We start from the raw sequence: 26,999 nt of genomic DNA, 5'->3' as shown, positions 1-26,999 counted from the left end.
CCTTAATGATGAAGGCTTGCCTGGGCGCTGACTAGTCAGACTTCGATATCCACCAGCAGCCCCTGGCGCGTGCGCTCGCCCAGCGGCGCCACCGGCACGGTGTTGTCGGTATTGAGTTCCTCGCCGGGAACCGCCTCGTAACGATCGCCCTCAGCCTGCTTGCGCCTTTTTTGCTGGCGGCGTTGCTCGTCACGCAACAACAAGGCCTGCTCTTCGGGATCACGATGATTCTTCAGGTCGATGGTGCCATCGCTGGAGGTCGGCTGCGTGGGCACCACCGGTGGAATGGTCGGCGGCGGTTTGACCGGGTCGTGTTGCGAGGTCACGGGGGCGGCACTGAGCGGGATGATCGGCGGCAGCATGGGAGGTCTCCTGTAGCCTTGTTGTCGGCTGATGGCGCGCCGCCTTGAATGCCTGCGGTCGAAGGTGTGCGGCGTGTCACAACGCCGCATTGCGCTGGAGTATAGCGCGGGCCTACTCGACGTCTTCGTCCGGATCGTCGGGTGAAGGGCTCGACTCGCTCCATGGCCGCTTGTAGACCTGCTGCCAGACCGCATCCATATGTTCGCGCACCCCTGGCGGGGCGTTCTTCAACGAGGCGCTGTCTTCGCGCTCGCCGCCGAACGGGTCTTCACCGGGCGGGCTGATCAGCGACTGGCCGGTGATGGTGTAGATCGCCTGGCCTTCACGCATCTCGATGGCGATGTCGTGGGGGTCGATACCGCCACCGCAGAAGGCATGGCTGGCCACTGTCACTTCAGCGACACCGTCCTTGTTCAGGTCGCCGACATCACTGACATCGGTGTAGAAGTCGACGTCCAGGTCCAGGCCGGCGCAGGTGGTCTCCTGCTCGATCTGCCAGCGCGCCTTGAAGACATCGGCACTGGCGGCGCGGCCATACAGGGTGGCCTTGAGCACCACCTTGTCGACTTCCTCCTCGGTATCAGGGTCGGTGGCCTGGCCGTCGACCCGGCTCAGCACCAGCAGGCCCTCGCCCTCGCGGTCATGGAAATGCACGCTCTTGATCGGCGTCTGCACGCCGAGCACTTCCAGTTGCTCGACCGGGATCGGCGGCAGGATCTCGAAGCTTTTCTGTTCACAGGCGGCCAGCAGCGCCAGGCTGCCCAGGCCCAAGGTGACGTTCAACCAGCGGTGCTTGGCAAACATGTTGGCGCATGGCCCTCGTGACGGGTGTTCGTCGATGAACACGCTAGACTCACTGAGATTCTTTGGTCTGGCGCAGCCGATCCGGTAACATGGCCAGCTTTTTCACCGCGGGAGTTTTGGCAGTATGGCGCAGCAGTATCAACCGGGGCAACGCTGGATCAGCGACAGCGAGGCCGAGCTCGGTCTTGGGACCATCCTGGCGCAGGATGGCCGCCTGTTGACCGTGCTCTACCCGGCCACGGGCGACACGCGCCAGTACTCGCTACGCAATGCGCCGCTGACCCGCGTGCGCTTCTCGCCAGGCGATCTGATCACCCATTTCGAAGGCTGGAAGCTGACCGTGCAGGAGGTCGAGGACATCGACGGCCTGATGGTCTATCACGGCATCGACCCGCAGAACCAGCCACGCACGCTGCCCGAGACGCAGCTGTCCAACTTCATCCAGTTCCGCCTGGCCAGCGACCGCCTGTTCGCCGGGCAGATCGACCCGCTGTCGTGGTTCTCGCTGCGCTACAACACCCTGCAGCACACCAGCAAGCAGATGCTCTCCACGCTCTGGGGCCTGGGTGGCGTGCGCGCCCAACCCATCGCCCACCAGCTGCACATCGCCCGTGAAGTGGCCGACCGCATCGCTCCCCGCGTACTGCTGGCCGACGAAGTGGGCCTGGGCAAGACCATCGAGGCCGGCCTGGTCATCCATCGCCAGCTGCTGTCCGGTCGCGCCAGCCGCGTGCTGATCCTGGTACCGGAAAACCTCCAGCACCAGTGGCTGGTGGAAATGCGCCGGCGCTTCAACCTGCAGGTTGCGCTGTTCGACGCCGAGCGCTTCATCGAGAGTGACGCCAGCAACCCGTTCGAGGATGCCCAGCTGGCGCTGGTCGCGCTGGAGTGGCTGGTCGAGGACGAAAAGGCCCAGGACGCGCTGTTCGCCGCCGGCTGGGACCTGATGGTGGTCGACGAGGCCCACCACCTGGTCTGGCACGAAGAGCAGGTCAGCCCCGAATACGCGCTGGTCGAGCAGCTGGCCCAGGTGATTCCTGGCGTGCTGCTGCTCACCGCCACGCCTGAGCAGCTCGGCCAGGACAGCCACTTTGCCCGCCTGCGCCTGCTCGACCCCAACCGTTTCCACGACCTGGCTGCCTTCCGCGCCGAAAGCGAGCACTATCGCCCGGTGGCCGAAGCCGTACAGGAGCTGCTCGACGAGGGTCGCCTGTCGCCGAAAGCCCACGCCACCATCCAGGGCTTCCTCGGCGCCGAAGGCGAAGCGCTGCTGGCCGCGGTCAGCGACGGCGACAGCCAGGCCAGCGCGCGCCTGATCCGCGAACTGCTCGACCGCCACGGCACCGGCCGCGTGCTGTTCCGCAACACCCGGGCGGCAATCCAGGGCTTCCCCGAACGCCAGCTGCACCCCTACCCGCTGGCCAACCCCGAGGCCTACGCCGACCTGCCTTCGGGCGAGCGCGCCGAGCTGTACCCGGAAGTGGCCTTCCAGGCCCAGGGCGATAACAGTGACGAAGAGCGCTGGTGGCGTTTCGACCCACGGGTCGATTGGCTGGTCGACACCCTGAAGATGCTCAAGCGCACCAAGGTCCTGGTGATCTGCGCCCACGCCGAGACCGCCATGGACCTGGAAGACGCCCTGCGCGTGCGCTCCGGCATCCCGGCCTCGGTGTTCCACGAAGGCATGAGCATCCTCGAGCGTGACCGCGCCGCCGCCTACTTCGCCGACGAAGAGTTCGGCGCCCAGGTGCTGGTGTGTTCCGAGATCGGCAGCGAAGGCCGCAACTTCCAGTTCGCCCATCACCTGGTGATGTTCGACCTGCCGGCCCACCCGGACCTGCTCGAGCAACGCATCGGCCGCCTCGACCGGATCGGCCAGAAGCACACGATCCAACTGCACATCCCGTACCTGCAGGACAGCCCGCAGGAACGCCTGTTCCAGTGGTACCACGAAGGCCTCAACGCCTTCCTCAACACCTGCCCGACCGGCAACGCCCTGCAGCATCAGTTCGGCCCGCGCCTGCTGCAACTGCTGGCCGGTGGCGACGACAAGGGCTGGACCCAGCTGGTCGGCGAGGCCCGAGCCGAGCGCGAGCGCCTGGAGGCCGAGCTGCACACCGGTCGCGACCGCCTGCTGGAACTCAACTCCGGTGGCGCCGGCGAAGGCCAGGCGCTGGTCGAGGCGATCCTCGAGCAGGACGACCAGTTCGCCCTGCCGATCTACATGGAAACCCTGTTCGACGCCTTCGGTATCGACAGCGAGGACCACTCGGAAAACGCCCTGATCCTCAAGCCGAGCGAGAAGATGCTCGACGCCAGCTTCCCGCTGGGTGACGACGAAGGCGTGACCATCACCTACGACCGTGGCCAGGCGCTGTCGCGCGAGGACATGCAGTTCCTCACCTGGGAGCACCCGATGGTCCAGGGTGGCATGGACCTGGTGCTGTCCGGCTCGATGGGCAACACCGCCGTGGCGCTGATCAAGAACAAGGCGCTCAAGCCCGGCACCGTGCTGCTCGAACTGCTCTACGTCAGCGAAGTGGTGGCACCGCGCAGCCTGCAGCTGGGGCGCTACCTGCCACCGGCCGCGCTGCGCTGCCTGCTCGATACCAACGGCAACGACCTTGGCCCGCGGGTGGCCTTCGAAACCCTCAACGACCAGCTCGAAAGCGTGCCCAAGGCCAGCGCCAACAAGTTCGTCCAGGCCCAGCGCGACGTGCTGGCCAAGCGCATCGCCGCAGGCGAGGCCAAGGTCCTGCCAACCCACGACGAGCGCGTGGCCCAGGCCCGGCAACGCCTCACCGCCGAAGCCGACGAGGAGCTGGCGCGCCTGACTGCGTTGAAGGCCGTCAACCCGAGCGTGCGCGACAGCGAGATCGACGCCCTGCGCAAGCAGCGCGAAGAGGGTTTGGCGGCGCTGGAAAAAGCGGCACTGCGCCTCGAGGCGATCCGGGTGCTCGTCGCCGGTTGATCGCCATAGAGGCCATCGCGGGGCAAGCTCGCTCCCACAATTCCGGCTCGGGATTGGTGGGAGCGGGCTTGCCCCGCGCTCGTTTCGTCCTGCAAGCCATCCATTTAGACCATCTGGCTATTGCTTTCATATCCAAATGGTAGAAATCAAATTGCCATTAATCAGGAAGGCTTAGGTACAGGTTCCTATACTCCAGCAGGAACAGTCTCCATCCGTGCTTTTTGGGGACGAGTGAAGACTCGACGAAGAGGCCTGCAATGGAGTGGCTGGGACTGCAATTGTTCGCTGAGCTGCCGGCGACCGGACAGATCATCCTCGACTGCCGACACAACCCCTTCCTGGTGCTGCTTGCCTTCATCGTGGCGAGCGCCGCCTGTTTCGCCACTCTGGACATGAGCGAACGCCAGAGCCAATGCGAAGACCGCTTCGCCCGCCGACAATGGCGCGTGCTCGGTGCCTGCTGCCTGGCCGGGGGCATCTGGGCCATGCATTTCATCAGCATGCTGGCCTTCCAGGCGCCCCTGGAAATTCACTTCGATGCCCCACTGACCGGCCTGTCGCTGCTGGTGGCGCTGTTGGCCGCCTGGCTGGCGATGAACAGCCTCAACCGCAGCCAGATGCGCCTGCGCCATTACCTGCAGACCGCGCTGTTCATCGGCCTGGGCATCAGTGTCATGCACTACACCGGCATGGCCGCCCTGCAGACCAGCGCCCTGCAGTACTACCAGACCGGCCTGCTGCTTGCCTCCGTCGGCATCGCCGTGCTCGCCAGCCTGGTGGCGCTGCTGATGGCACGCTATTTCAACAAGGGCAGCGGCACCCTGCACCTGCTGCTCAAGTACGGCGCCAGCCTACTGATGGCCGCAGGTATCGTCCTGACCCATTTTACCGGCATGGCGGCGATGACCCTGGTGATCCCCAGCGAGACCGCGCTGCGCCTGCCTTCGGCCGACAACAGCCTGCAACTGGCGCTGACCATTGCCGTCATCACCCTGCTGATCAGCGCTGGCAGCATCAGCGCGGCGCTGGCCGACAAGAAGCTGCAGAGCAAGGAGCACGACCTGCGCCGCGTCAATGTACTGCTCAGCCAGCTCGACCAGGCCCGCGCCTCGCTGCAGCAGGCCGCCCACTACGACGCCCTGACCAACCTGGTCAACCGCCGCGGCTTCAACCAGGTCTTCGCCGAGCGCCTGGCCGAGCAGGCTGCCCATGACGGTATGCTGGCGGTGATGTTCCTCGACATCGACCACTTCAAGCGGATCAACGACAGCCTCGGGCATGCCGCCGGCGACGAGTTGCTCAAGGTGATCGCCGATCACATCAAGGCCGCCACCCGTGGCCAGGACCTGGTGGCCCGCTTCGGCGGCGACGAGTTCTGCATCGTCACCAGCCTCAACAGCCGTGACGAGGCACGCCACCTGGCCCAGCGCATCATGCAGCGCATGAAGGAGCCGATCGATCTGGCCGGCCGGCGCATGGTGATGACCACCAGCATCGGCATCAGCATCTTCCCCGACGACGGCCAGAGCACCGAGGAGTTGCTGAAGAACGCCGACCTGGCGCTTTACCAGTCCAAAGGCTGCGGGCGCAACAGCCTGAACTTCTTCAACAACGGCCTGAAGACCCGCGCCACCCTGGAGTTGCAACTGGAAGAAGAACTGCGCGTGGCGCTATTCGAAGAGCGTGGCCTGTGCGTGCACTACCAACCGATCTTCGACCTGCGCAGCGGCCAGGTGGCCAAGCTCGAGGCGCTGGTGCGCTGGCAACACCCACAGCATGGCCTGCTCAGCCCCGACCGTTTCATCTGTATTGCCGAAGCCAACGGCCTGATCGCCGAGCTGGACCTGTGGGTGCTTCGCCGGGCCTGTGAGGACCTGGCCCAGCTCAATCGTCATGGCTATGGCGATCTCAAGGTCACGGTGAACTGCTCGGCCCTCACCCTTGGCCGCGAGGAGCTGGCCACCGAGGTGGAAATGGCCTTGTTCCAGGCCGGCCTGGCGCCGCGCCAGCTGGAGCTGGAGGTCACCGAAAACGCCCTGATGGGTGACATCCACCACACCATCAGCCTGCTCAAGCGCATCCGTGCCCAAGGTGTGGCGCTGTCGATCGATGATTTCGGCACCGGCTATTCATCGCTGGCCTACCTCAAGCGCCTGCCGCTGGACGTGCTGAAGATCGACCGCTCGTTCATCCAGGACGTGCCCGGCAGCCAGAAAGACCGCGAGATCGTCCAGGCGATCATCATCATGGCCCATACCCTGCACCTGAAAGTGGTCACCGAGGGCGTCGAGACTGTCGAGCAGCACGAATTCCTCGCCAGCCACGGCTGCGACTATCTGCAGGGCTACCTGCTCAGCCGGCCGGTGCCACTGGCCGAGTTGCGGCCGATCCTCGAACGGCTCGACCGCCAGCCGGGCGAGCTCAGTCCTTGCTGCGATACAGCGCTACCAGGGTCGCCGGATCTTTTTGCAGATAACCCTGGCTACCGTGCAGGCGCATCAGTTGCGCGGCGAGGCCACTGAGCGGCGTCGCCGAGCCCTGCTCGCGGGAGAATTTCACCGCGCTGTCGAGGTCCTTGAGCAAGGTGCGCACGTGCCACTTGACCGGCTCGAAGCGGCTTTCGGCCATTTGCGGGGCGAGGATCTGCAAGGGTTTCGAGTCGGCAAACCCGCCGGCCAGCGCTTCGGCGATCAGCCGCGCATCGACCCCTGACTGCTCGGCCAGCGCCACCACCTCGGCAATCACCAGCGCGTTGCAGGCCACGATCATCTGGTTGCACGCCTTGGTCACCTGGCCGGCCCCCACCGCGCCCATGTGCGTCACCCTTTGGCCCAGGGTCAACAGCACCGGCCGCGCCCGCTGCAGATCGCTCGCCTCGCCCCCGACCATGATCGCCAGGGTGCCGGCCTCGGCCCCCGGCGTGCCGCCGGACACCGGGGCATCGAGCCAGGCCATGCCGCACAGGGCCGCCAGCTCCGCCGCCATCTCGCGGGTGGCGGTCGGCTCGAGGCTGGAGAAGTCCACCAGCAGCTGACCGCTGCGCCCGCCACGGGCGATGCCCTGCTCACCGAACACCACTTCGCGCACCACCGCCGTGTCGGCCAGGCACAGCAGCACCATGTCCGCCGCCTGGCACAGCTCGGCAGGGCTACCGGCCAGCTGGGCGCCGGCGGCAACCAGTTCGGCGCATTTGTCCGGGCTGCGGTTCCACACGGTCAGCGGATACCCCGCGGCCAGCAGCCGACGGCACATCGGCAGGCCCATCAGGCCGATCCCGGCAAACCCCAACGAAGGCAATGCAGTACTCATGAGCAACTCCAGATTAAAGAAGCGTGACAAACGGACGATGCAATGCGGGTGAGAAGGGAAAAACCTTAGAACGACTAAGGAAACCCCCTATCGCATAAGAAAAAGACGCACTGATAAAGTCGCGAAATTTCTCCGTGATGGCTAGATGATATGCATCACCGGGAAGCCAACCACTCCAGGCAAATGGCGCACTATGACCTCTACGATCACTTCTGCCAATGCGGCTCCCGAGCCCTCCCTCAGCACCACCTCGCTGACTGCCGGCAGTGCTCGAGACCTGCCCGCGGCGCGCAGCATGCCGGCGCAACAGTACCTGTACTTCACCGAACAGGACATCCAACGCATCCTCGACAACCTCGACGGCCTGCGCGATCTGGTGTTTCCGCCCAACCTGCATGTCGAGGACGAGGACCAGTTGCGTCTGGAGCAGCAGTTCCCGTCGGTGTGCCTGATCGGCCTGGGCCGCTGCGGCTCGAACATCGCCCTGGACGTGGCGGAACTGGTGTACAACGCCCGCACCTTCTTCCTCAATGAGTACAACAACGAGGACCGTTTCAAAGGCGAAGCGGGCTACAGCCCGGCGCGCTGGATCCGCCAGAACCTGCGCCTGGTACAGAACAAGGCGGCCAAGCCGGTGTTCCTGGTCGAGCCGCTGGTGATGCTAGGCGACCTGGACAAGGACATCGCCGGGCGCATCCGCTTCTCGCGCAAGGGCGAGCGCGGCGGCTTTTTGCGCGACTACAGCAAGATGAAGATCATGGACCTGTCCGAGGTGCATGCCGGTGGCGCCGGCAACGCGCCGATTCTCGGCCAGTACCTGGCCAAGATCATCCTCAACAAGGACACCCAGCGCTTCTCCAGCGCCGACTGGAAGCTGATCCACTCGTACCTGATCGACTCCTGCGGCATCAAGGCCAACCAGTCGCGCCTGTACTTCTACATCTTCAGCGCCGGCGGCGGCACCGGCTCGGGCATGGCCTCGGAATTCGGCCTGGCCCAGCAGTACTCGTACATGAACAAGACATTCGATACCAAACCGGCCGACGAGAACGACGGCAAGAGCGGGCATTCGTTCGTGTTCGAGCCGATCTTCACCAGCGGCATCTGCGTGCTGCCCAATGCGTCCGATCACCGCAGCGAAATGTCCGAGGCTCTGCACATCAACGCCGGGCGCCTGCTGTGCAAGTACCTGTCGGAGGAATGGGACTTCTCGTACAACTTCGACAATGAAGACAGCAGCGAAGCCAGCGTCATGGGCCGCATCCGCCCGTGGAACGCGATGATGCTGATCTCCAACGACATCATGCGCTACGCCGAGGAGAGCGACGACGGCACGATCCAGAACATCGACGTCAATGCCATGGAGAAGCACGCCAACCAGTACATCTCCCAGCAGATCTTCAACATCCTCACCGCCCAGGCGGTGACCACCGACTACGACCAGAACTACTTCCGCCGCGCCGGCATCGACATTGGCGAGACCATCCGCCTGGACGCCAACGACCTGTTCATGAGCCTGGCCGGCCCCGTGGCCATCGCCTATGCCGAGTCGGTGGTGCCGGAAGTGCCGCCGGCAGGGTCGGACAAGTTCAAGGTGTTCGAGCGCGAGCAGCCGCGCCTGGACATCGACGACCTGTTCTTCCGCTCCATCGACCTGCCGCACTTCAACAAGCAGACCCAGGCCATCGAAGGCATCAGCCTGCTGCCGATCGAGTCGCGTCGCTACCGCGCCGCGCTGGAGCAGTACCAGGCCTCGGGCTACGACGCCGCGGCGCTGCACGACCTGCATTTCTTCAAGAACTGCTCGTCGGTGGTGTCGATCGTGTCGCTGCCCAAGGATTACAAACTGTCGTATATGGACCTGAACCGGCTCAAGACCCACCTCAACAGCCTGTTCCCCAACACCACGCTCAAGCGCTATGCGCTGGTGATCGGCGCCTCGGCCAACCTGTCGCTGACCACCCTGATCGCCAAGAGCCCGTGCCTGTCGGACGATTTCCTCACGCTGATCGTGGCGTTCATCAAGCGTTGCTTCGCGCGCAACCCATACCGTTTCGACGACACCATGGACAATGCGATCCTCGAGTTCATCACCAGCGAGCACTTCGATGAAGACAGCATCGACGACCTGCTCAACGAGTTCGAGAACCCGGCGAAGATCCTCGACACCAACTGGTACGCGATCAAGCCGATGTACGAGAAGAAGTACCGCGAGCTGATCAACGACAAGAGCCGTTTCGTCTCGATCAACGACATCCGCCTGTCGCGCGAGTGCGTGAAGAAGGCGGTGAAGTACCTGCGCGAGATCTTCAGGCACCGCATCGGCAAGACCCGGGTGATTTCGCTGAACAGCCATACCGGGCGCGTGGATTACTGATCCAGTGGGGGCCGCAAAGCGGCCCCATTTACGCATCCCGTAAACTGTTACCGCCCCGCCGAATCACCCCGCCACTGTTACCAACTTCCACCTTACGTGAGCGTCAATGCGCACCATTGCGGAGCGTTTGCGCGTTTTCACGCACTAAAAAAGCCCGCGCTTATTCCGCTTTCTTCGCCTGGATCACGATGAACGGCGAAACCACCACCGCCCAGATCTCTGGATCGCGGGTTTGCAGGTCGAGCGCCTGCTCGGCAGAGACTGGCCCGACAGTGCCATCATTGCGCCACTTGGCGAAGATCTCGCCGCGATTCTCGGCCATCGCCTCGGCAACAGCGATCAGGTCGAGGCTGGGGTCGACCCAAATCAGGTCACCCTTGGCCCAGAAACGCTCCAGGGCTTTCCACTCGATGACGGCAGTCTCGCCGAGCAGTTTGGCATAGAGGGTGCTTACTTGATCAGTCATGGGTTTACCTGCGCAAAGATCGGCCAACAAAAAGGCCGGCATTTTTGCAGAAAAACCCGGTTTCAAATACGTAATTTGGTCGATCAGGCCCGAACTTGTGGGGGCGGGCCGGGAATACAGGCAAAGTGATGGCGCTTTTCTGTATCTTTATGTCGATCACGCGACACCCCTTGAGACAGACGCTTTTCGCCCGCTTTTCAAGCGCTCGGACAGCGCTCTACACTGTACCGGTACAGTTCCGGGACATGTTCCGGGGGAAGGTGGGCTTACGGCATTGGCGTAGCCAGGCCGCGAATCCCGCCCGGTCTGTAGCCCTGGCCTCAGGACTATAAGAATTACAACAGAATGAGTGGAGCACTATGATCAAGATTTCCAAGCTGTTTGCCGCGATGGTTCTGGCCGGAGTCGCCAGCCATTCGTTTGCCGCCGACACCATCAAGATCGGCATCGCCGGTCCCAAGACCGGGCCGGTGACCCAGTACGGCGACATGCAGTTCGTCGGCGCCAAACAGGCCATCAAGGACATCAACGCCAAGGGCGGCGTCGATGGCAAGATGCTCGAAGCCAAGGAATACGACGACGCGTGCGACCCTAAACAGGCCGTGGCCGTCGCCAACAAAGTGGTCAACGATGGCGTCAAGTACGTGATCGGCCACCTGTGCTCCAGCTCCACCCAGCCTGCGTCCGACATCTACGAAGACGAAGGTGTGATCATGATCACCCCTGCCGCCACCTCCCCGGAAATCACCGCCCGTGGCTACAAGCTGATCTTCCGCACCATCGGCCTGGACAGCGCTCAGGGCCCGGCCGCCGGCAATTACATCGCCGACCACGTCAAGCCGAAGGTCGTTGCGGTGCTGCACGACAAGCAGCAGTACGGCGAAGGCATCGCCACCGCGGTCAAGACCACCCTGGAAGGCAAAGGCACCAAGGTCGCCGTCTTCGAAGGCCTGAACGCCGGTGACAAGGACTTCTCCTCGATCATCCAGAAACTCAAGCAGAACAACGTCGACTTCGTCTACTACGGCGGCTACCACCCGGAGCTGGGCCTGATCCTGCGCCAGGCACAAGAGAAGGGCCTGAAAGCCAAGTTCATGGGCCCGGAAGGCGTGGGTAACGACTCCATCTCGCAGATCGCCCAGGGCGCCTCCGAAGGCCTGCTGGTTACCCTGCCGAAGTCGTTCGACGCCGACCCTGCGAACAAGGCCATCGTCGACGCCATCAAGGCCGACGGCAAAGACCCGAGCGGTCCGTTCGTATTCCCGGCCTACTCGGCTGTCCAACTGATCGCCGAAGGCATCAAGGCTGCCAAGTCCGAAGACACCGACAAGGTGGCCGCCGCCATTCACAAAGGCACCTTCAAGACCCCGACCGGCGACCTGTCGTATGACGACAAGGGCGACCTGAAAGACTTCAAGTTCGTGGTCTACGAATGGCACTTCGGCAAGCCGAAGACCGAAGTCTCCCCTCAGTAACTGCGTGACTAATAGCTGACCGAGAAGCCCACTGTGCGAGCAGTGGGCTTTGTTTTACGAGGTTCATGAACCTGATTCCCGTGATCCGGGAGCCGGTTCACCTGAAAATCTTAAAACCGTCACCCGCGGTTTCCTGGCCGTGCCCGCAAAAAGATCACGTGGCGAAGACCACGAGAACAAGGGGCCGGGGTCATCCCCCGCCAGAGAAATGCAAATCAGGTTTTTAGGAGCGCTGTAATGCCTGAGATCTACCATTTCCTACAACAACTGGTTAACGGATTGACCATCGGCAGTACCTACGCGCTGATCGCCATCGGTTACACGATGGTGTACGGCATCATCGGCATGATCAACTTCGCCCACGGCGAGGTGTACATGATCGGTTCCTACGTGGCCTTCATCGCCCTCGCCGGGCTGGCCATGATGGGCATCCACTCGTTGCCGATCCTGATGACCGTGGCCTTCGTCGCCACGATCTTCGTCACCAGTGCCTACGGCTACAGCATCGAACGGGTCGCCTACCGGCCGCTGCGCAACAGCAACCGGCTGATCCCGCTGATCTCCGCCATCGGCATGTCGATCTTCCTGCAGAACACCGTCCTGCTGTCACAGGACTCGAAAGACAAGTCCATCCCCAACCTGATCCCCGGCAGCTTCTCGTTCGGCCCGGGGGGCGCAGAGGAAGTGCTGGTCTCGTACATGCAGATCCTGGTGTTCGTGGTAACTCTCGTCGCCATGACCTGCCTCACCCTGTTCATCTCCCGTTCCCGCCTGGGGCGCGCCTGCCGCGCCTGCGCCGAGGACATCAAGATGGCCAACCTGCTGGGCATCAACACCAACAACATCATCGCCCTGACCTTCGTCATCGGTGCCGCGCTGGCGGCGGTGGCGGCCGTGCTGCTGAGCATGCAGTACGGGGTGATCAACCCCAACGCCGGTTTCCTGGTGGGCCTGAAGGCCTTCACCGCGGCGGTACTGGGCGGCATCGGCAGCATCCCGGGCGCCATGCTCGGCGGGCTGGTGCTGGGCGTGGCCGAAGCGTTCGGCGCCGACATCTTCGGCGACCAGTACAAGGACGTGGTGGCATTCGGTCTTTTGGTTCTTGTCCTGCTGTTCCGGCCGACCGGCATCCTGGGCCGCCCGGAGGTTGAAAAAGTATGAACAGAAATCTCAAACAGGCGTTCTTCAGCGCCTTGCTGGTCTGGGCCGTGGCCTTCCCGGTGCTGGGCCTGAAACTCAGCATCGATGGCATCAGCCTGGTGGTGCATAGCCAGGGTTCGTTCACCATCGGCATCATCGCCGCGTGCTCGGTGCTGATGTTCCTGCGCGTGCTGTTCGACAAGCAGTGGAGCTCGGTGATGGGCCGCCGCTCCGACCGCAAACTGGTACCGTCGTCGGTGAGCAACTTCCTGACCCTGCCGAAAACCCAGCGCTGGGTGATCATGGGCCTGATCGTCGTCGCCCTGATCTGGCCGTTCTTCGGCTCCCGCGGCGCGGTCGACATCGCCACGCTGATCCTGATCTACGTGTTGCTGGGCCTGGGCCTGAACATCGTGGTCGGCCTGGCGGGCCTGCTCGACCTGGGTTACGTCGGCTTCTACGCCGTCGGCGCCTACAGCTACGCCATGCTCTCCCACTACCTGGGCTGGAGCTTCTGGGTCTGCCTGCCGATCGCCGGCCTGATGGCCGCCACCTTCGGCTTCCTGCTCGGCTTCCCGGTGCTGCGCCTGCGCGGTGACTACCTGGCGATCGTGACCTTGGGCTTTGGCGAGATCATCCGCCTGTTCCTGCGTAACCTCACAGACTGGACCGGCGGCCCCAACGGCATCAGCAACATCCCCAAGCCGGAGTTCTTCGGCCTGACCTTCGAGCGCCGCGCCGCCGAGGGGATGCAGACCTTCCACGAGTTCTTCGGGCTGGAATACAACTCGATCAACAAGGTCATCTTCCTCTACCTGGTCGCCCTGCTGCTGGCCCTGCTGGCGCTGTTCGTGATCAACCGCCTGCTGCGCATGCCGATCGGCCGTGCCTGGGAAGCGCTGCGCGAAGACGAGATCGCCTGCCGCGCGCTGGGCCTGAACCCCACCGTGATCAAGCTCTCGGCGTTCACCCTGGGTGCCTGCTTCGCCGGTTTCGCCGGCAGCTTCTTCGCCGCCCGCCAGGGCCTGGTGACACCGGAGTCGTTCACCTTCATCGAGTCGGCGATCATCCTCGCCATCGTCGTGCTGGGGGGCATGGGTTCGCAGTTGGGCGTGATTCTCGCGGCCATCGTGATGATCCTGCTGCCGGAGATGATGCGTGAGTTCAGCGAATACCGGATGCTGATGTTCGGTGCGCTGATGGTGTTGATGATGATCTGGCGTCCGCAGGGCCTGCTGCCCATGCAACGTCCGCACATGGAGCTGCCTCGATGAGCCGCGAAATTCTGCAAGTCAGCGGCCTGAGCATGCGCTTTGGCGGCTTGTTGGCGGTCAACGGCGTGGCCCTGACCGTCAAGGAAAAACAAGTGGTGGCACTGATCGGCCCGAACGGCGCTGGCAAGACCACCGTGTTCAACTGCCTGACCGGCTTCTACAAGCCCAGCGGCGGCACCATCCTGCTCGACGGCCAGCCGATCCAGGGCCTGGCCGGCCATCAGATCGCCCGCAAGGGCGTGGTGCGAACCTTCCAGAACGTGCGCCTGTTCAAGGAAATGACCGCGCTGGAAAACCTGCTGATTGCCCAGCACCGCCACCTCAACACCAACTTCTTCGCCGGCCTGTTCAAGACCCCGAGCTTCCGCCGCAGCGAAAAAGAGGCCATGGAGCGCGCGCAGTACTGGCTGGAGAAGGTCAACCTGACCGAGTTTGCCAACCGTACCGCCGGCACCCTGGCCTACGGCCAGCAACGGCGCCTGGAAATCGCCCGCTGCATGATGACCCAACCGCGAATCATCATGCTCGACGAACCGGCCGCCGGCCTGAACCCCAAGGAGACCGAGGACCTCAAGGCCCTCATCGCCTACCTGCGCGAATCGCACAACGTGACCGTGCTGCTGATCGAGCACGACATGAAGCTGGTGATGAGCATTTCCGACCACATCGTGGTGATCAACCAGGGCACGCCCCTGGCCGACGGTACGCCGGAAGAGATTCGCGGCAACCCTGATGTGATCAAGGCCTACCTGGGGGAGGCGTAAATGCTGAAGTTCGAGAACGTTTCCACCTTCTACGGCAAGATCCAGGCGCTGCACAGCGTCAACGTCGAGATCAACCAGGGCGAGATCGTCACCCTGATCGGCGCCAACGGCGCCGGCAAGTCCACCTTGCTGATGACCCTGTGCGGCTCGCCCCAGGCGAGCAGCGGCAGCATCAAGTACCTGGGCGAGGAACTGGTCGGCCAGCCGTCCTCGCACATCATGCGCAAGAGCATCGCGGTGGTGCCGGAAGGCCGCCGTGTGTTCGCCCGCCTGACCGTCGAGGAAAACCTGGCCATGGGTGGCTTCTTCACCAACAAGGGCGACTACCAGGAGCAGTTGGACAAGGTCCTGCAGTTGTTTCCGCGCCTGAAGGAGCGTTACATCCAGCGTGGCGGCACCATGTCCGGTGGCGAGCAGCAGATGCTGGCCATCGGCCGGGCATTGATGAGCAAGCCCAAGCTGCTGTTGCTGGACGAACCATCGCTGGGCCTTGCGCCGATCATCATCCAGCAGATCTTCGACATCATCGAACAGCTGCGCCGCGATGGCGTGACCGTGTTCCTGGTGGAGCAGAACGCCAACCAGGCACTGAAGGTCGCCGATCGGGCGTATGTGCTGGAGAACGGCAAGGTGGTGATGCAGGGTACCGGTGAAGCATTGCTGACCGACCCGAAGGTACGCGATGCGTACCTCGGGGGTTGAATGATCAAAGGGCCTTCGGGCCCTTTTTTCTTGCGCCGCGATGAGGCCGTGCCTCTTGTAGAGGCCCGGCAGGCTCGGTAACGTGACCGGCACTTTTTGCCCGAACACCGGAGCCCGCCTGATGCGCCTCACCCCTTCCCTGCTGCTCACTGCCCTGCTGCCGCTGTTCGCAGGCTGCCAGATGCTGGCCGAAAAACCGGTCGACCCGAACCTGGGCACTACCCGCCTGCAAGGCGAACTGAGCGCGGCCGGCGGCCATCTGCTGTTCAAACCCTGTAACGAAAGCCGCCGCTTCATCGTCAACGACGCTGCTGGCACCGGCATCCTGCAAGAGGCCGCGACCCTGGCCGACGACGCCGGTGACAAGCTGTTCGCCGATGTCCGTGCGCGCATGGCCGGCAGCAAGCAGGCAGGCAGCGACGGCCAGCTCGACGTGACCCGCCTGTACCGCCTCGACACCTCCGAATACCGTGGCTGCGAAGACCCCAACTTCAAGCAGTTGACCCTCCGCGCCGGCGGCCACGAGCCGGACTGGGACATCAAGGCCAGCGGCAAGGGCATGGTGCTCAACCGCATCGGCCAGGAGCCGTTGCCATTGCCTTACCTGGAAGAAGCGCTGCCCGGCGGCGGCCTGAGCCTGTCCAGCGAGGCCAACGGCCAGCGTGTCGAACTGTGGGTCGCGCCACAGCGCTGCGTCGACGGCGCCACCGGCGCCATCCGCCACCTCAAGGCCGAGCTGCGCATCGACGGCAAGACCCTGCAAGGCTGCGCCTACTACGGCGGCGCCCGCGACCTCTGATCACCGGGTGCTTTTATCCTGCCAGTCGGGGCGGCTAACAGCTTATACTTGGCGGTTTGTGTAAAGCCGCCGGCCGCCCATGGCCGGGATACTGGACCCTGCCATGCTACGAATCACCGAACTGAAGCTGCCCCTGGACCACTCCGACGACGAGTTGCGCGCCGCCATCGTCCAGCGCCTGGGCATCAGCGATGAGCAACTGCTCGGCTTCACCCTGTTCAAGCGCAGCTACGATGCGCGCAAGAAGAACAGCGAGCTGCTGTTCATCTACACCATCGACCTTGAAACCAGCAACGAAGACGAACTGCTGCGCCGCTTCGAAGGCGACGCCAAGATCGGCGTGGCCCCGGACGTCAGCTACAAGTTCGTCGGCCAGGCCCCGGCCGAGCTGCCTGCGCGCCCGGTCGTGGTCGGCTTCGGCCCCTGCGGCATCTTCGCCGGGCTGCTGCTGGCGCAGATGGGCTTCAAGCCGATCGTGCTCGAGCGCGGTAAAGAGGTGCGCCAGCGTACCAAGGACACCTGGGGCCTGTGGCGCAAGAGCGTGCTCAACCCCGAATCCAACGTACAGTTCGGCGAAGGCGGCGCCGGCACCTTCTCCGACGGCAAGCTGTACAGCCAGATCAAGGACCCGAATCACCACGGTCGCAAGGTGCTGGAAGAGTTCGTCAAGGCCGGTGCGCCCGACGAGATCCTCTACATCAACAAGCCGCACATCGGTACCTTCCGCCTGACCAGCATGGTCGAGAAGATGCGCGAGGAAATCATCAGCCTGGGTGGCGAGGTGCGCTTCGAGCAGAAGGTCACCGACCTGCTGGTGGATGGCGAACAGCTCACGGGCGTGGTACTGCAGAGCGGTGAACAGCTGCACTCGCGCCATGTGGTGCTGGCCCTGGGGCACAGCGCCCGCGACACCTTCCGCATGCTCCACGCCAAGGGTGTGTTCATGGAGGCCAAGCCGTTCTCGGTCGGTTTCCGCATCGAGCACCCGCAGTCGCTGATCGACAAGGCGCGCCTGGGCAAGTACGCCGGCCACCCGAAACTCGGCGCCGCCGACTACAAGCTGGTGCACCACGCCAAGAACGGTCGTTCGGTCTACAGCTTCTGCATGTGCCCGGGTGGTACCGTGGTCGCCGCCACCAGCGAGCCTGGCCGCGTGGTTACCAATGGCATGAGCCAATACTCGCGCAATGAGCGCAACGCCAACTCCGGCATCGTCGTCGGTATCGACCCCGAGCGCGACTATCCAGGTGGCCCGCTGGCCGGTATCGAGCTGCAGGAGCGCCTGGAAGCCCATGCCTACGTGATGGGCGGCAGCAACTACCAGGCACCGGCGCAGCTGGTCGGTGACTTCGTCGCCGGGCGCCCGTCCACCGCGCTGGGCAGCGTCGAGCCGTCGTACAAACCGGGCGTGACCCTGGGCGACCTGGCACCGAGCCTGCCAGACTTCGCCATCGAGGCGATCCGTGAAGCGCTGCCGGCCTTCGACCGCCAGATCAAGGGCTACAACCTGCACGACGCGGTGCTCACCGGCATCGAAACCCGCACCTCATCGCCGCTGCGCATCACCCGTGACGCCAGCTTCCAGAGCCTCAACCTCAAGGGTCTGTTCCCGGCAGGTGAAGGCGCAGGCTACGCGGGCGGCATCCTGTCCGCCGGCGTCGACGGGATTCGCATCGCCGAAGCGGTGGCAAGGGATATCCTCGGGTTGAACGACTAACCCGATCGTCTTTCGCAGACAAAAAGAAACCCCGACACGGCCAAGCCGGTCGGGGTTTTCTTTTCAAGCGTGCTGTCAGTGAGTGACGCGGCTGGTGCCGTCGACAGTCATGATGCGTACACGCTCACCCACACGGAAGATCTCGTTCTGCTGCACTTGCTGCACGTAGGCACGCATGCTGCCGTCGTCTTCACGCACGGTGATTTCGACACCCTGGGTACGGGTCAGGCCTTCTTCAGCGGCGGAGCCCGCCAGGCCACCGGCCACGGCACCGATGACTGCGGCAACGATACTGCCACGGCCACCACCGACGGCACTGCCGGCGACACCACCGACAATGGCGCCAGCGCCGCCACCGATTGGCGTCTTGGTGCCTTCGATCTTCACCGGACGCAGGGATTCGATGGTACCCATGCGCACGGTCTGCACGCGGCGGGCCTCATCACGGGAGTAGCTGTCGCCGGTCAGCGACGATTGGCAGCCGCCCAGCAGCAGCGACACGGTGGTGAAGCTGGCCAGCAGCAAAGCGGATTTACGCATGGGACAATCTCCATAAGACAGGTGTCCATTAGACTCCGCGCCTTGACAAGTGTCACGGCGCAAACGTTATAAAATTGTTTTCATTCAGCTCAGGTACAGCCGTTGCTGGCTGATTTGCGGGCCTACAGATGAGACCAAGGATAGCCATGGATTACTTCATCGTCGTCGTCGTGACGGTCGCCGGGCTGTATTTTCACGGGTGGCTGTATGTGCGCATGCGCCGCTGGATGGACCGGGACCTGGCGCTGTCGCTGGCCGGGGAGGATCCGGCGAAGCAGGACTTCATGCTCAAGTTGCTGGAGCGGGCGCGGGTGGAGAAGGTGCGGCGCAAGGCGTTGGCGGCGTGGCTGGAACGGGAGGCGGCGGGGTATCGTTGATGATGGGGCCGCGTTGCGGCCCCATTCTTGTCAAGGCGCCAGACGCTCGCGCGCCCACTGGCCATTGACCAGACGATAGTTCAGGCGGTCATGCAAGCGGCTCGCCCGCCCCTGCCAGAACTCGATGCGCTCGGGCAGCAAGCGGTAACCGCCCCAATGCTCCGGGCAATGCGGCTGACTGTCGGAAAAGCGCGCCTCGGTGGCCTTGACCAGGCCTTCCAGCTCCTCGCGATCGGCAATCACCCGGCTCTGCGGTGACGCCCAGGCCCCCAGCCGGCTGCCCAGCGGGCGCACCTGGTAATAATCGTCCGACTCCTTGGCCGTGACCTTCTCCACCCGCCCCTCGATCCGCACCTGGCGCTCCAGCGCCGGCCAGAAGAAGGTCATCGCCGCATAAGGGTTGGCCGCAATGTGCTGGCCCTTGGCACTTTCATAGTTGGTGAAAAAGGTGAAACCGCGTGCGTCCAGCGCCTTGAGCAGCAACACCCGGCAATGCGGACGCCCCTCGGCATCAACGGTGGCCAGGGTCATGGCATTGGCTTCCACCGGTAGCTGCTCGGTCTTCACCGCATCGGCGAACCAGTGGTGGAACAGCGCGAACGGCTCCCCGGGGGCCTGGGCTTCGGCCAGGCCATCACGGGTGTAGTCGCGGCGCATATCGGCCAGGGATTGGGTCATGCTGCGTTTCCTTGACGATCAGTTGGTCTTCGCAGGGCTGTTGGCGGCGACTTTCTTGTCGGTGGCGGCCTTCTTCGCGGCTGGCTTGGCCGCAGCGGCTTTCTTCTTGGCGACGGTGCTGGCCTTGGCTGGCGCCTTGGCTTTGGTGGCAGGCTTTTTCGCAGCCGGCTTGGCGGCGGCCTTGACGACAGGCTTGGCGGCCGGGGCCTTGGCGTCCTGGGTGGCAACCATCGCCGCCGGAGCCGGCGACGGGGCAGCCTGCTGGTACTTGGCCAGCAGCGCGACCATGGTGTTCTGCGGGGTCAGCAGCAGCTCGACTCGGCGGTTCAAGGCACGGCCTTCAGCGCTGTCGTTGGCGGCACGCGGCATCACCGCGCCCATACCCTTGAGCATCAGGCGGTCGCGCTGCAGGCCGCTGAGACGGAAGATCGCCGACACCGAAGCGGCGCGCTCGAGGCTGAGTTTCTGGTTGGCGGCCATGGCGCCGCTGGTGTCGGCGTGGCCGAGGATCAGCACAGCGGTCTTGGTATCGGTCTCGATGACCTTGGCAACCTGGGTGATCGGGCCAAGGGTCGCGGGCAGCAGCATGTTCGGGCGATCAGGGTTGTAGGAGCTGTCGACCGGGATGGTCACCGCCAGCAAATCCTCGCGGCGCTCCAGCTCGAACTTGCTGCCCTTGATCGCTTCGCGGACCTTCGGCTCGTACTGGTCAAGCCAGGCCTGCGTGGCCTTATGGTCGATCTTCGGCACCGCCGCGACCTTGTCCTTCTTCTCATCGCTGCCAAACGGCCACCACCAGCGGCTGCCGCTTTCGGACTTGGCGTCGGCCTTGGCCACGTTCTCGACGACAGCCTCCTTCACTTCCTTGTCAGCGACCTTGTCCGAACCAAATGGCCACCAGTTCAGGCCACCGTCCTTTGCGGCGTCCGGGGAGTGGCTGGCACAACCGGTCATGGCCAGGCACAGGGCGAGTGCTAAGGTTTTATGTGAAGACATCAGCGATACACCATGAAATAGAAAGAAATTTTGCCCATACGCTTCAGGCGTTGGCATTGAGGATAGTCAAAGGGACGTGGCAATACCCGCGTTACCCGATCAAAGGCAACTGCCAAGCACCCGCACCAGATTCTGTGCGCGGGGGTCCATCAGCACGTAAGGGCCGAGGGTATTGGTGACGAAGCCGAAGGCCACGTCATGTTCGGGGTCGGCGAAACCGACAGAGCCGCCGGCGCCGGGGTGACCGAAGGCACGCGCGCCAAGGCCGAAGGTGGCGTTGGCCACCTCTGGCTGGTCAAGCATGCAACCCAGGCCGAAACGGGTCTGGGTGAGCAGGGTGCGGTCCTGACCGAGGCTGTGCTCGCGGGTCAGCTCGTCGAGCAGTTCGGACTCAAGCAGGCTGCCATCGAGCAGGCCGGCATAGAAGCCCGCCAGGCTGCGGGCATTGCCATGGCCATTGGCCGCCGGCTGCTGCATGCGCCGCCATTCAGGCTTGTTGGTGCTGGTGAGGATCGCCGGCGGGTTGGTGAAGGCCCGAGTGGACAAGGCCTCGGGCTCGCGCAGCGTCACCTGCAGCAGGCGCTGGGCGGCGGCATCGCCAGGGTTGCCCTTGCCGCGGGCGATATGCGCCACGCGGTGGAATTCTTCATCCGCCAGGCCCACGTGGAAGTCCAGGCCCAGCGGCTTGGCGGTGCGTGCGACGATGGAGTCGCCCGGACCACGGCCATCGGCACGGCGGATCAATTCGCCAATCAGCCAGCCGTAGGTGATCGCCGCGTACCCGTGCTCGCTGCCGGGCGTCCACCAGGGCGTTTCAGCGGCGAGGGCATCGACCATGGCCTGCCAGTCATACAGGGCTTCGGCCGGCAGCAGCTCGCGGATGGCCGGCAGGCCGGCACGGTGGCTGAGCAGTTGGCGCAGGGTGACCTGGTCCTTGCCGGCCTGGGCGAACTCCGGCCAGTAGCGCGCCACCGGCGCGTCGAGTGCGAGCTTGCCCTCGCCCACCAGTTGCAAGGCGGTGACGGCGGTAAAGGTCTTGGTGCAGGAGAACAGGTTGGCGATGGTGTCGCTGTGCCAGGCCTCGCGGCCATCCTTGTCGGCACTGCCGGCCCACAGGTCGACCACGGTTTCTCCGCCGACCTGGATGCACAACGCGGCACCACGTTCCTGGGGATCCTCGAACAACGCGGCGAAAGCATCGCGCACCGCCTCGAACTTCAGCTCATAGTGACCCTGGATCTGCACCCGACTACCTCTCTTTACTGCCTGGCTTGCAAAGGGGTGCATTGTTTCAGTAGTTGGGCGATTTGCCTACTGAAGATGGCTGGGTGGTTATCAGGAACTACGGCTTGTCCAACGCTGTGCGCAAATGCCCAAGGGCTTGCAGGTTGCTGCGGCGCACCGCCTCGATGAACCCCGCATAGGGCACATCGGTGACAGCGACCAGGCCAAGATGGCCGTTCTCACCATCGAGCAGGCGCCCGCTGGCGGGTTGATCGAGATACTGGAACCAGTGCGCACCGACGATCATCGGCTGGGCCATGGCCGCCTTGAGGAAGTTGGCATACGCCGGGCCACGGTCTTCCTCGCGGGCCACTTCCAGCGGCCCGGGCCAGAATGGGCCACGATCGCGCGAGCCGAACTGGAACTCCGAGACCAGCACCGGCTTGTCGAGCTCGGCCAACCGCGCAAAGTCGTAGCCGTCGTCAGGCTTCAAGGTATAGAAGTTGAAGCTCAGCACATCGCAGAACTCGGCGCAGGCCTTCACTGCCTCGGGGGTGCTGACCGCGTAGCGGCCACCGAGCAGCAGATGGTTGGGCGCATGCCATTTCAGCGCATCGGAAATGGTCTTGAAATAGGTTTCGGCAAACACCTGCTGGAAATACTGGTAGTCACGCTCGATTTCCGGATGCTCAGGATTAGGCAAAGGCGCCTCGAACCCCGGGTCTTCCATCAGCTCCCAGGCGGTCAGCTCAATACCCCAGGCCTTCGACAGCCCCTGCTGGTTGCGGTACTTGTCGCGCAGTTGCTTGAGGAAAGCGCGCTTGGCCGGCACATCGGTGGTCAGGCGCAAGGTGCCGTAGGCCAGGCCATAACGTGCCTTGGGGTCGTCCCCCGGCGCGGCCCAGGCCAGTTCGTTGTCGGCGAAGTAACCGATCAGCCAAGGATCGTCACGATGATCCCGCGCAGCAATGGCCACGGCACGCTCGGTGGCCATGGCGAAACGCGGGTCGAACGGGTCGGGCATGCGCCCCCACCAGTCCATGCCGGTGCTGATGCTGGCGTAGTCACCGACGATCGACAGCGGCAAGGTGTACGGCAAGCGCTTGGCTTGCCCGAGCGCCGCATCGCTCCAGTTGCCAAGGGTGTTGAAGCCCCAGGCCTGCAGGCGATCCAGGGTATGACCCTGCCAACGCTGGGCGTCCAGCACCGCCACCGGGCACGCCACCTCTCCCTGCGGGCAAGGCTTGCCATAGGTGCGCTGAAGATTGGCCGCGTAGAAGTCGAACCAGCGCCCCTGCTTGAAGCCACGGCCTTGGGACGACGCATTGCCGTCATCGTTGTTGCCTTCGCCATAGAAGGCACTCAGGGTGTCGCCTTCTCCCGGCAAGGCTTTGAACATGCCCTCACGGCCGGCGACATAGGTGCGCCCGCCATCGGCGGCGACGGCATTGACGCCGAGCGAATAGAACGGATGCCCTTCCGGCGTCACCAGGTACCAGCGTCCGTCGCGTTTCTCGGTACGGAAGAAACCCTTGGCGTCGAACGCAGGCCCCTCCAGCAGGCCGCCATAGGTGTCCAGTCTGAGCTTGTCGCGCTCGGCCAGCCAGCCCTTGAGCTGTGCCTGTTCACGGCTGTCGGCAGCCTTGAGCTGCTCGTCGTTGACGATTTTTTCCGGCCAGCGGCCACGGGTCGATTGCCCATAACCATCGATCAGCTCGGCGTAGGCGGCCTTGAACGCCTGATCGTCATCCTGCAGGCCGACCTTCTCGATCAACAGGCTCTGCGCCACCTTGGGGCCGGGGATGCTCAAGCTGACCGAAGTGACCTGCGCCAGGTCGGCTCCTCCTTCGCTGCTGGTCAGCAACAGGCGCTGGCCTTCGTAGATCCAAGGCATCGGCGGCCCGGCACGCATGCCCTGACTCAGTGCTGAACTGGCCTTGAGCGGAATCATCACGGTCTGCGCAGGCCCTGCCGGCAGGTCGATGCGGCTGGTGAGCGTGCGCCCGTCGCTGCTTTGCACCACCACATCGACGGTCAGCGCCCAGTCCATGCCACTCTGCAGGCGCAGAGTCAGCGCCTGGCCGGCAGACCAGTCCCACGCACCGCTCTGCGGCGCGAGGCGCAGTGTCGGCTGTGCCACCGGGTTGAACACCACTCGCCGCAACACCTCGCCTTCGGCTGTCTGCTCCGCGTTGTACTGCGGCAGGCTGGCGTCCTGGGTGACGACATTCACTACCGAGGCCGGGCGCACGAAGCTGAACAGGGTCTGCTGCCCGGCCAGCAAAGGCGCACTGAACAACACGGAGAACACAACAAGTAAGGCGCGGCGGATCATGAGGCGGTGGCTCTCCTTCGGAACCCGTCATGGGCTCGCAATCGAGTAATGGACAACGGGTTGTGCGTGTTGCTCCGGCAGTCAGCCGATTTCCCGTCGGAAAGGTGGCAGCGCATTGAGAATAGCCTTGCCATAGCGTTGCGTGACCAGACGGCGGTCGAGCAAGGTGATCACGCCACGGTCCTGCTCGGTACGCAGCAGCCGGCCACAGGCCTGGATCAGGCGCAGCGAGGCGTCGGGCACGGCGATTTCCATGAACGGATTGCCGCCACGGGCTTCGATCCATTCGGCCAGCGCGGCCTCTACCGGATCGTCCGGCACCGCGAAGGGGATCTTGGCGATCACCACATGCTCGCAATAGGCACCCGGCAGGTCGACACCCTCGGCGAAGCTGGCCAGGCCGAACAACACGCTGTGCTGGCCGTCGTCGACCCGCGCCTTGTGCTTGTTCAGGGTTTCCTGCTTGGACAGGTTGCCCTGGATCAGCACCAGCTTGCGCCAGTCGCGGTCCAGGCCGTCGAACACGTCCTGCATCTGCTTGCGCGAGGAGAACAGCACCAGCGCGCCGCGGGCGTCCTCGACGATGGCTGGCAGTTCACGGATGATAGCCGCGGTATGCGCCGTGGCGTCGCGCGGATCGGCGCCCAGGTCGGGCACGCGCAGCAGTCCGGCGTCGCCATGCACGAACGGGCTGGGCACCACGCACTGCACCGCGTCGCGTGGCAAGCCCGAACGCATGCGAAAGCGGTCGAACTTGCCCAACGCGGTGAGCGTCGCCGAGGTCACCAGGGCGCCATGGGCGACGTTCCACAGGCTCTTGCGCAGCATCTCGGCAGCCAGGATGGGGCTGGCGTTGACCTCGATATCGAACAGCGCGCCGCTTTCGGCAAGGGTCAGCCAACGGGCCATGGGTGGGTTGTCTTCGGGGTCTTCCGCGGTAAAGGCGGTCCACAGCTCCCAGTTGCCCTGGGCCCGGGTCACCAGGCTGCCGAACAGCGGGTACCACTCCTCGGCCTGGTGGCTGGCGATACCGATGTTGTTTTCGCCGTCCATGCCTTCCTTGAGCAGGTCGGCCAGGCGGGTGAACAGGTCGTTGAGACGAGCGAAGCCTTTCTTGAGCTCGATGCCTACTTCGCGGATCTGCTCCGGCACCACGCCGCCCTCGAAGCGATAGCGCGGGCGGTCGCGGCCTTCCATGTCCTCGCCGGCGCGGAAGTCCGCCACCTGCTCGCACAGGGTGAACATGAACTGCTGCTGGGTACGCACCTCGCGGGCCAGCTCCGGCACCTGCTCGATGTACTTGCCAAGGTCGCCCGGCAACGGATGCTGGGCCAGCAGCTTGGTCAGGTTCTTGGCAGTCTGCTCCAGCCAGTCGGCCGTGGAGCGTAGCCGCGAATAATGAGCAAAATGGCCAATGGCCTTGTCCGGCAAGTGGTGGCCTTCGTCGAACACGTACATTGTGTCGCGTGGATCGGGGAGCACGGCGCCACCGCCGAGCGCCAGGTCGGCCAGGACCATGTCGTGGTTGGTGACGATCACGTCGACCTTGCCCATGCCTTCACGGGCCTTGTAGAACACGCACTGCTGGAAGTTGGGGCAGTGCCGACCGGTGCATTGGCTGTGATCGGTGGTCAGGCGCGCCCAGTCCTGGTCCTCGACGGCCTCCGACCAGCTGTCGCGGTCGCCGTCCCAGCGGTTGCCGGCGAGCTTTTCGATCATGCTGTTGAACAGTTTCTGGCTACGCTCGTCGACCTCGATGCGAAAGCCCTCCTCCTCGAACAGCTGAGCGGTGGCCGACTGAGCGTGGCCTTCCTGCAACAGGACGTCCAGTTTGGACAGGCACAGGTAACGGCCACGGCCCTTGGCCAGGGCGAAGCTGAAGTTCAGCCCGCTGTTGCGCATCAGGTCGGGCAGGTCCTTGAAGACGATCTGCTCCTGCAGCGCCACGGTCGCGGTGGCGATCACCAGGCGCTTGCCGGCGGCCTTGGCGGCGGGGATCGCGGCCAGGCTGTAGGCGACGGTCTTGCCGGTACCGGTACCGGCCTCGACGGCAACCACCGCGGGCTCGCCGGCACGGCGGCCTTCATCGTCGCAGGCGATGTCGCCGAGCACCTTGGCCACTTCGGCGATCATCAGGCGCTGGCCGTAACGCGGCTTGAGGCTTTTGGCTTCGAGGAAACGCGAGTAGGCGCCCTGGATGGTGGCTTTGAGTTCGTTGCTGATCATGGTCTGCAGGCGCCCGGAGGGCTGGATATATTTTCAGTGTTTCGCATGGGCCGGCTATCATACCCCGCTATTGCCCTTTGTGCCGCATGGAGATCCGGATGCTTGCCTTTGCCCTGCCCTACACCTTGCATGTCCTGGCCGCCCTCGTCTGGGTCGGCGGGATGTTCTTCGCCTGGCTGGTGCTGCGGCCGGCCACGGTTGCAGCGCTGGAAGGGCCTGCGCGGCTGCGTTTGTGGGTGGAGGTTTTCCAGCGGTTCTTCAGATGGGTCTGGCTGGCGGTGGCGGTGTTGGCTGTCAGCGGGGTCGGGATGATTCACCTGCGGTTTGCCGGGTTCGAGACCGCGCCTCGTTATGTGCAGGTGATGATTGGCGGGGGGATTGTCATGTTTGCATTGTTCATGCGGGTTCAGGGGTTGTTGTTGCCTGAGTTGCGTGCGGCGGTGGAGGCAGGGGATTGGGCTT

At 64.1% G+C, this 26,999-nt stretch carries 22 protein-coding genes; 12 read left to right on the top strand and 10 right to left on the bottom strand.

Features of this window, described 5'->3' with window-relative positions; translation table 11 throughout:
- Window positions 1–35 precede the first annotated feature (35 nt).
- Both AC3WL2_RS23535 and AC3WL2_RS23530 read right to left on the bottom strand, forming a co-directional pair.
- Entirely contained in the window at window positions 36–362 is a 327-nt protein-coding gene (locus AC3WL2_RS23535) for an aspartate-semialdehyde dehydrogenase (protein ID WP_102684690.1), read from the bottom strand.
- 112 nt (window positions 363–474) lie between these two features.
- Window positions 475–1,167, bottom strand: a complete 693-nt coding sequence (locus AC3WL2_RS23530; protein ID WP_102684689.1) for a M949_RS01915 family surface polysaccharide biosynthesis protein — start codon at window positions 1,165–1,167, stop codon at window positions 475–477.
- Window positions 1,168–1,291: 124 nt separating this feature from the next.
- Between AC3WL2_RS23530 and rapA the strand changes: the two genes are divergently transcribed.
- Entirely contained in the window at window positions 1,292–4,138 is a 2,847-nt protein-coding gene (rapA, locus tag AC3WL2_RS23525; protein ID WP_102684688.1) for an RNA polymerase-associated protein RapA, read from the top strand.
- Between the two features lie 257 nt (window positions 4,139–4,395).
- Complete coding sequence (locus AC3WL2_RS23520; protein WP_102684687.1) at window positions 4,396–6,660, top strand: putative bifunctional diguanylate cyclase/phosphodiesterase; 2,265 nt, start codon at window positions 4,396–4,398, stop codon at window positions 6,658–6,660.
- Here AC3WL2_RS23520 and AC3WL2_RS23515 read toward each other — a convergent pair.
- Window positions 6,560–7,447, bottom strand: a complete 888-nt coding sequence (locus tag AC3WL2_RS23515; RefSeq protein WP_102684686.1) for an NAD(P)-dependent oxidoreductase — start codon at window positions 7,445–7,447, stop codon at window positions 6,560–6,562. The genes AC3WL2_RS23520 and AC3WL2_RS23515 overlap by 101 nt on opposite strands.
- Before the next feature lie 295 nt (window positions 7,448–7,742).
- Here AC3WL2_RS23515 and AC3WL2_RS23510 point away from each other — a divergent pair, with 295 nt between their 5' ends.
- Window positions 7,743–9,824 carry a hypothetical protein gene (locus AC3WL2_RS23510; RefSeq protein ID WP_371918144.1) on the top strand — a complete coding sequence of 694 codons (2,082 nt, stop codon included), beginning with the start codon at window positions 7,743–7,745 and terminating at the stop codon, window positions 9,822–9,824.
- A 160-nt stretch (window positions 9,825–9,984) separates the two neighbouring features.
- Here the strand turns inward: AC3WL2_RS23510 and AC3WL2_RS23505 are convergent, their stop codons facing one another.
- The gene (locus AC3WL2_RS23505) at window positions 9,985–10,290 is read right to left on the bottom strand and encodes a DUF2288 domain-containing protein (protein WP_046854488.1); all 306 of its coding nucleotides are present in this window, start codon (window positions 10,288–10,290) and stop codon (window positions 9,985–9,987) included.
- 359 nt (window positions 10,291–10,649) lie between these two features.
- On the opposite strand from AC3WL2_RS23505, the gene AC3WL2_RS23500 reads away from it, so the two are divergent.
- The 7 genes from AC3WL2_RS23500 (at window position 10,650) to AC3WL2_RS23470 (ending at window position 18,161) form a co-directional block, all read left to right on the top strand.
- Entirely contained in the window at window positions 10,650–11,765 is a 1,116-nt protein-coding gene (locus AC3WL2_RS23500; protein ID WP_102684684.1) for a branched-chain amino acid ABC transporter substrate-binding protein, read from the top strand.
- 237 nt (window positions 11,766–12,002) lie between these two features.
- The gene (gene livH, locus AC3WL2_RS23495; protein ID WP_028692119.1) at window positions 12,003–12,926 is read left to right on the top strand and encodes a high-affinity branched-chain amino acid ABC transporter permease LivH; all 924 of its coding nucleotides are present in this window, start codon (window positions 12,003–12,005) and stop codon (window positions 12,924–12,926) included.
- A complete protein-coding gene (locus tag AC3WL2_RS23490) occupies window positions 12,923–14,179 on the top strand; it encodes a high-affinity branched-chain amino acid ABC transporter permease LivM (protein ID WP_102684683.1) in 1,257 nt (418 codons plus the stop codon). The genes livH and AC3WL2_RS23490 overlap by 4 nt, the downstream gene beginning before the upstream one ends.
- Complete coding sequence (gene livG, locus AC3WL2_RS23485; protein ID WP_023631159.1) at window positions 14,176–14,943, top strand: high-affinity branched-chain amino acid ABC transporter ATP-binding protein LivG; 768 nt, start codon at window positions 14,176–14,178, stop codon at window positions 14,941–14,943. The genes AC3WL2_RS23490 and livG overlap by 4 nt, the downstream gene beginning before the upstream one ends.
- Complete coding sequence (locus AC3WL2_RS23480; protein ID WP_102684682.1) at window positions 14,944–15,645, top strand: ABC transporter ATP-binding protein; 702 nt, start codon at window positions 14,944–14,946, stop codon at window positions 15,643–15,645. It abuts the gene before it with no gap.
- A 121-nt stretch (window positions 15,646–15,766) separates the two neighbouring features.
- A complete protein-coding gene (locus AC3WL2_RS23475; protein WP_046854484.1) occupies window positions 15,767–16,444 on the top strand; it encodes a COG3650 family protein in 678 nt (225 codons plus the stop codon).
- 103 nt (window positions 16,445–16,547) lie between these two features.
- A complete protein-coding gene (locus tag AC3WL2_RS23470) occupies window positions 16,548–18,161 on the top strand; it encodes an NAD(P)/FAD-dependent oxidoreductase (RefSeq protein ID WP_102684681.1) in 1,614 nt (537 codons plus the stop codon).
- Between the two features lie 75 nt (window positions 18,162–18,236).
- Here AC3WL2_RS23470 and AC3WL2_RS23465 read toward each other — a convergent pair whose 3' ends face one another.
- Complete coding sequence (locus tag AC3WL2_RS23465) at window positions 18,237–18,701, bottom strand: outer membrane lipoprotein (protein WP_023632818.1); 465 nt, start codon at window positions 18,699–18,701, stop codon at window positions 18,237–18,239.
- A 146-nt stretch (window positions 18,702–18,847) separates the two neighbouring features.
- Between AC3WL2_RS23465 and AC3WL2_RS23460 the strand changes: the two genes are divergently transcribed.
- The gene (locus AC3WL2_RS23460) at window positions 18,848–19,078 is read left to right on the top strand and encodes a hypothetical protein (protein ID WP_102684680.1); all 231 of its coding nucleotides are present in this window, start codon (window positions 18,848–18,850) and stop codon (window positions 19,076–19,078) included.
- Between the two features lie 30 nt (window positions 19,079–19,108).
- Here the strand turns inward: AC3WL2_RS23460 and pdxH are convergent, their stop codons facing one another.
- The 5 genes from pdxH to dinG all read right to left on the bottom strand — a co-directional run bounded on the left by pdxH (window position 19,109) and on the right by dinG (window position 26,537).
- Entirely contained in the window at window positions 19,109–19,756 is a 648-nt protein-coding gene (gene pdxH, locus AC3WL2_RS23455; protein ID WP_102684679.1) for a pyridoxamine 5'-phosphate oxidase, read from the bottom strand.
- 18 nt (window positions 19,757–19,774) lie between these two features.
- A complete protein-coding gene (locus AC3WL2_RS23450; RefSeq protein WP_102684678.1) occupies window positions 19,775–20,752 on the bottom strand; it encodes an OmpA family protein in 978 nt (325 codons plus the stop codon).
- Between the two features lie 99 nt (window positions 20,753–20,851).
- Window positions 20,852–21,997, bottom strand: coding sequence for a serine hydrolase domain-containing protein (locus AC3WL2_RS23445; protein ID WP_102684677.1), 1,146 nt, complete (start codon window positions 21,995–21,997; stop codon window positions 20,852–20,854).
- Between the two features lie 97 nt (window positions 21,998–22,094).
- On the bottom strand, window positions 22,095–24,311 hold the full coding sequence (locus AC3WL2_RS23440; protein ID WP_102684676.1) for a beta-galactosidase: 2,217 nt from the start codon (window positions 24,309–24,311) through the stop codon (window positions 22,095–22,097).
- A gap of 81 nt (window positions 24,312–24,392) precedes the next feature.
- Entirely contained in the window at window positions 24,393–26,537 is a 2,145-nt protein-coding gene (gene dinG / locus AC3WL2_RS23435) for an ATP-dependent DNA helicase DinG (protein ID WP_102684675.1), read from the bottom strand.
- A gap of 98 nt (window positions 26,538–26,635) precedes the next feature.
- On the opposite strand from dinG, the gene AC3WL2_RS23430 reads away from it, so the two are divergent.
- On the top strand, window positions 26,636–26,999 hold a 364-nt coding region (locus AC3WL2_RS23430), incomplete at its 3' end, for a CopD family protein (RefSeq protein WP_102690716.1).

It is taken from the genome of Pseudomonas sp. FW305-96 (assembly GCF_058783825.1).
This window is presented reverse-complemented; position numbering and strand designations above follow the sequence as displayed.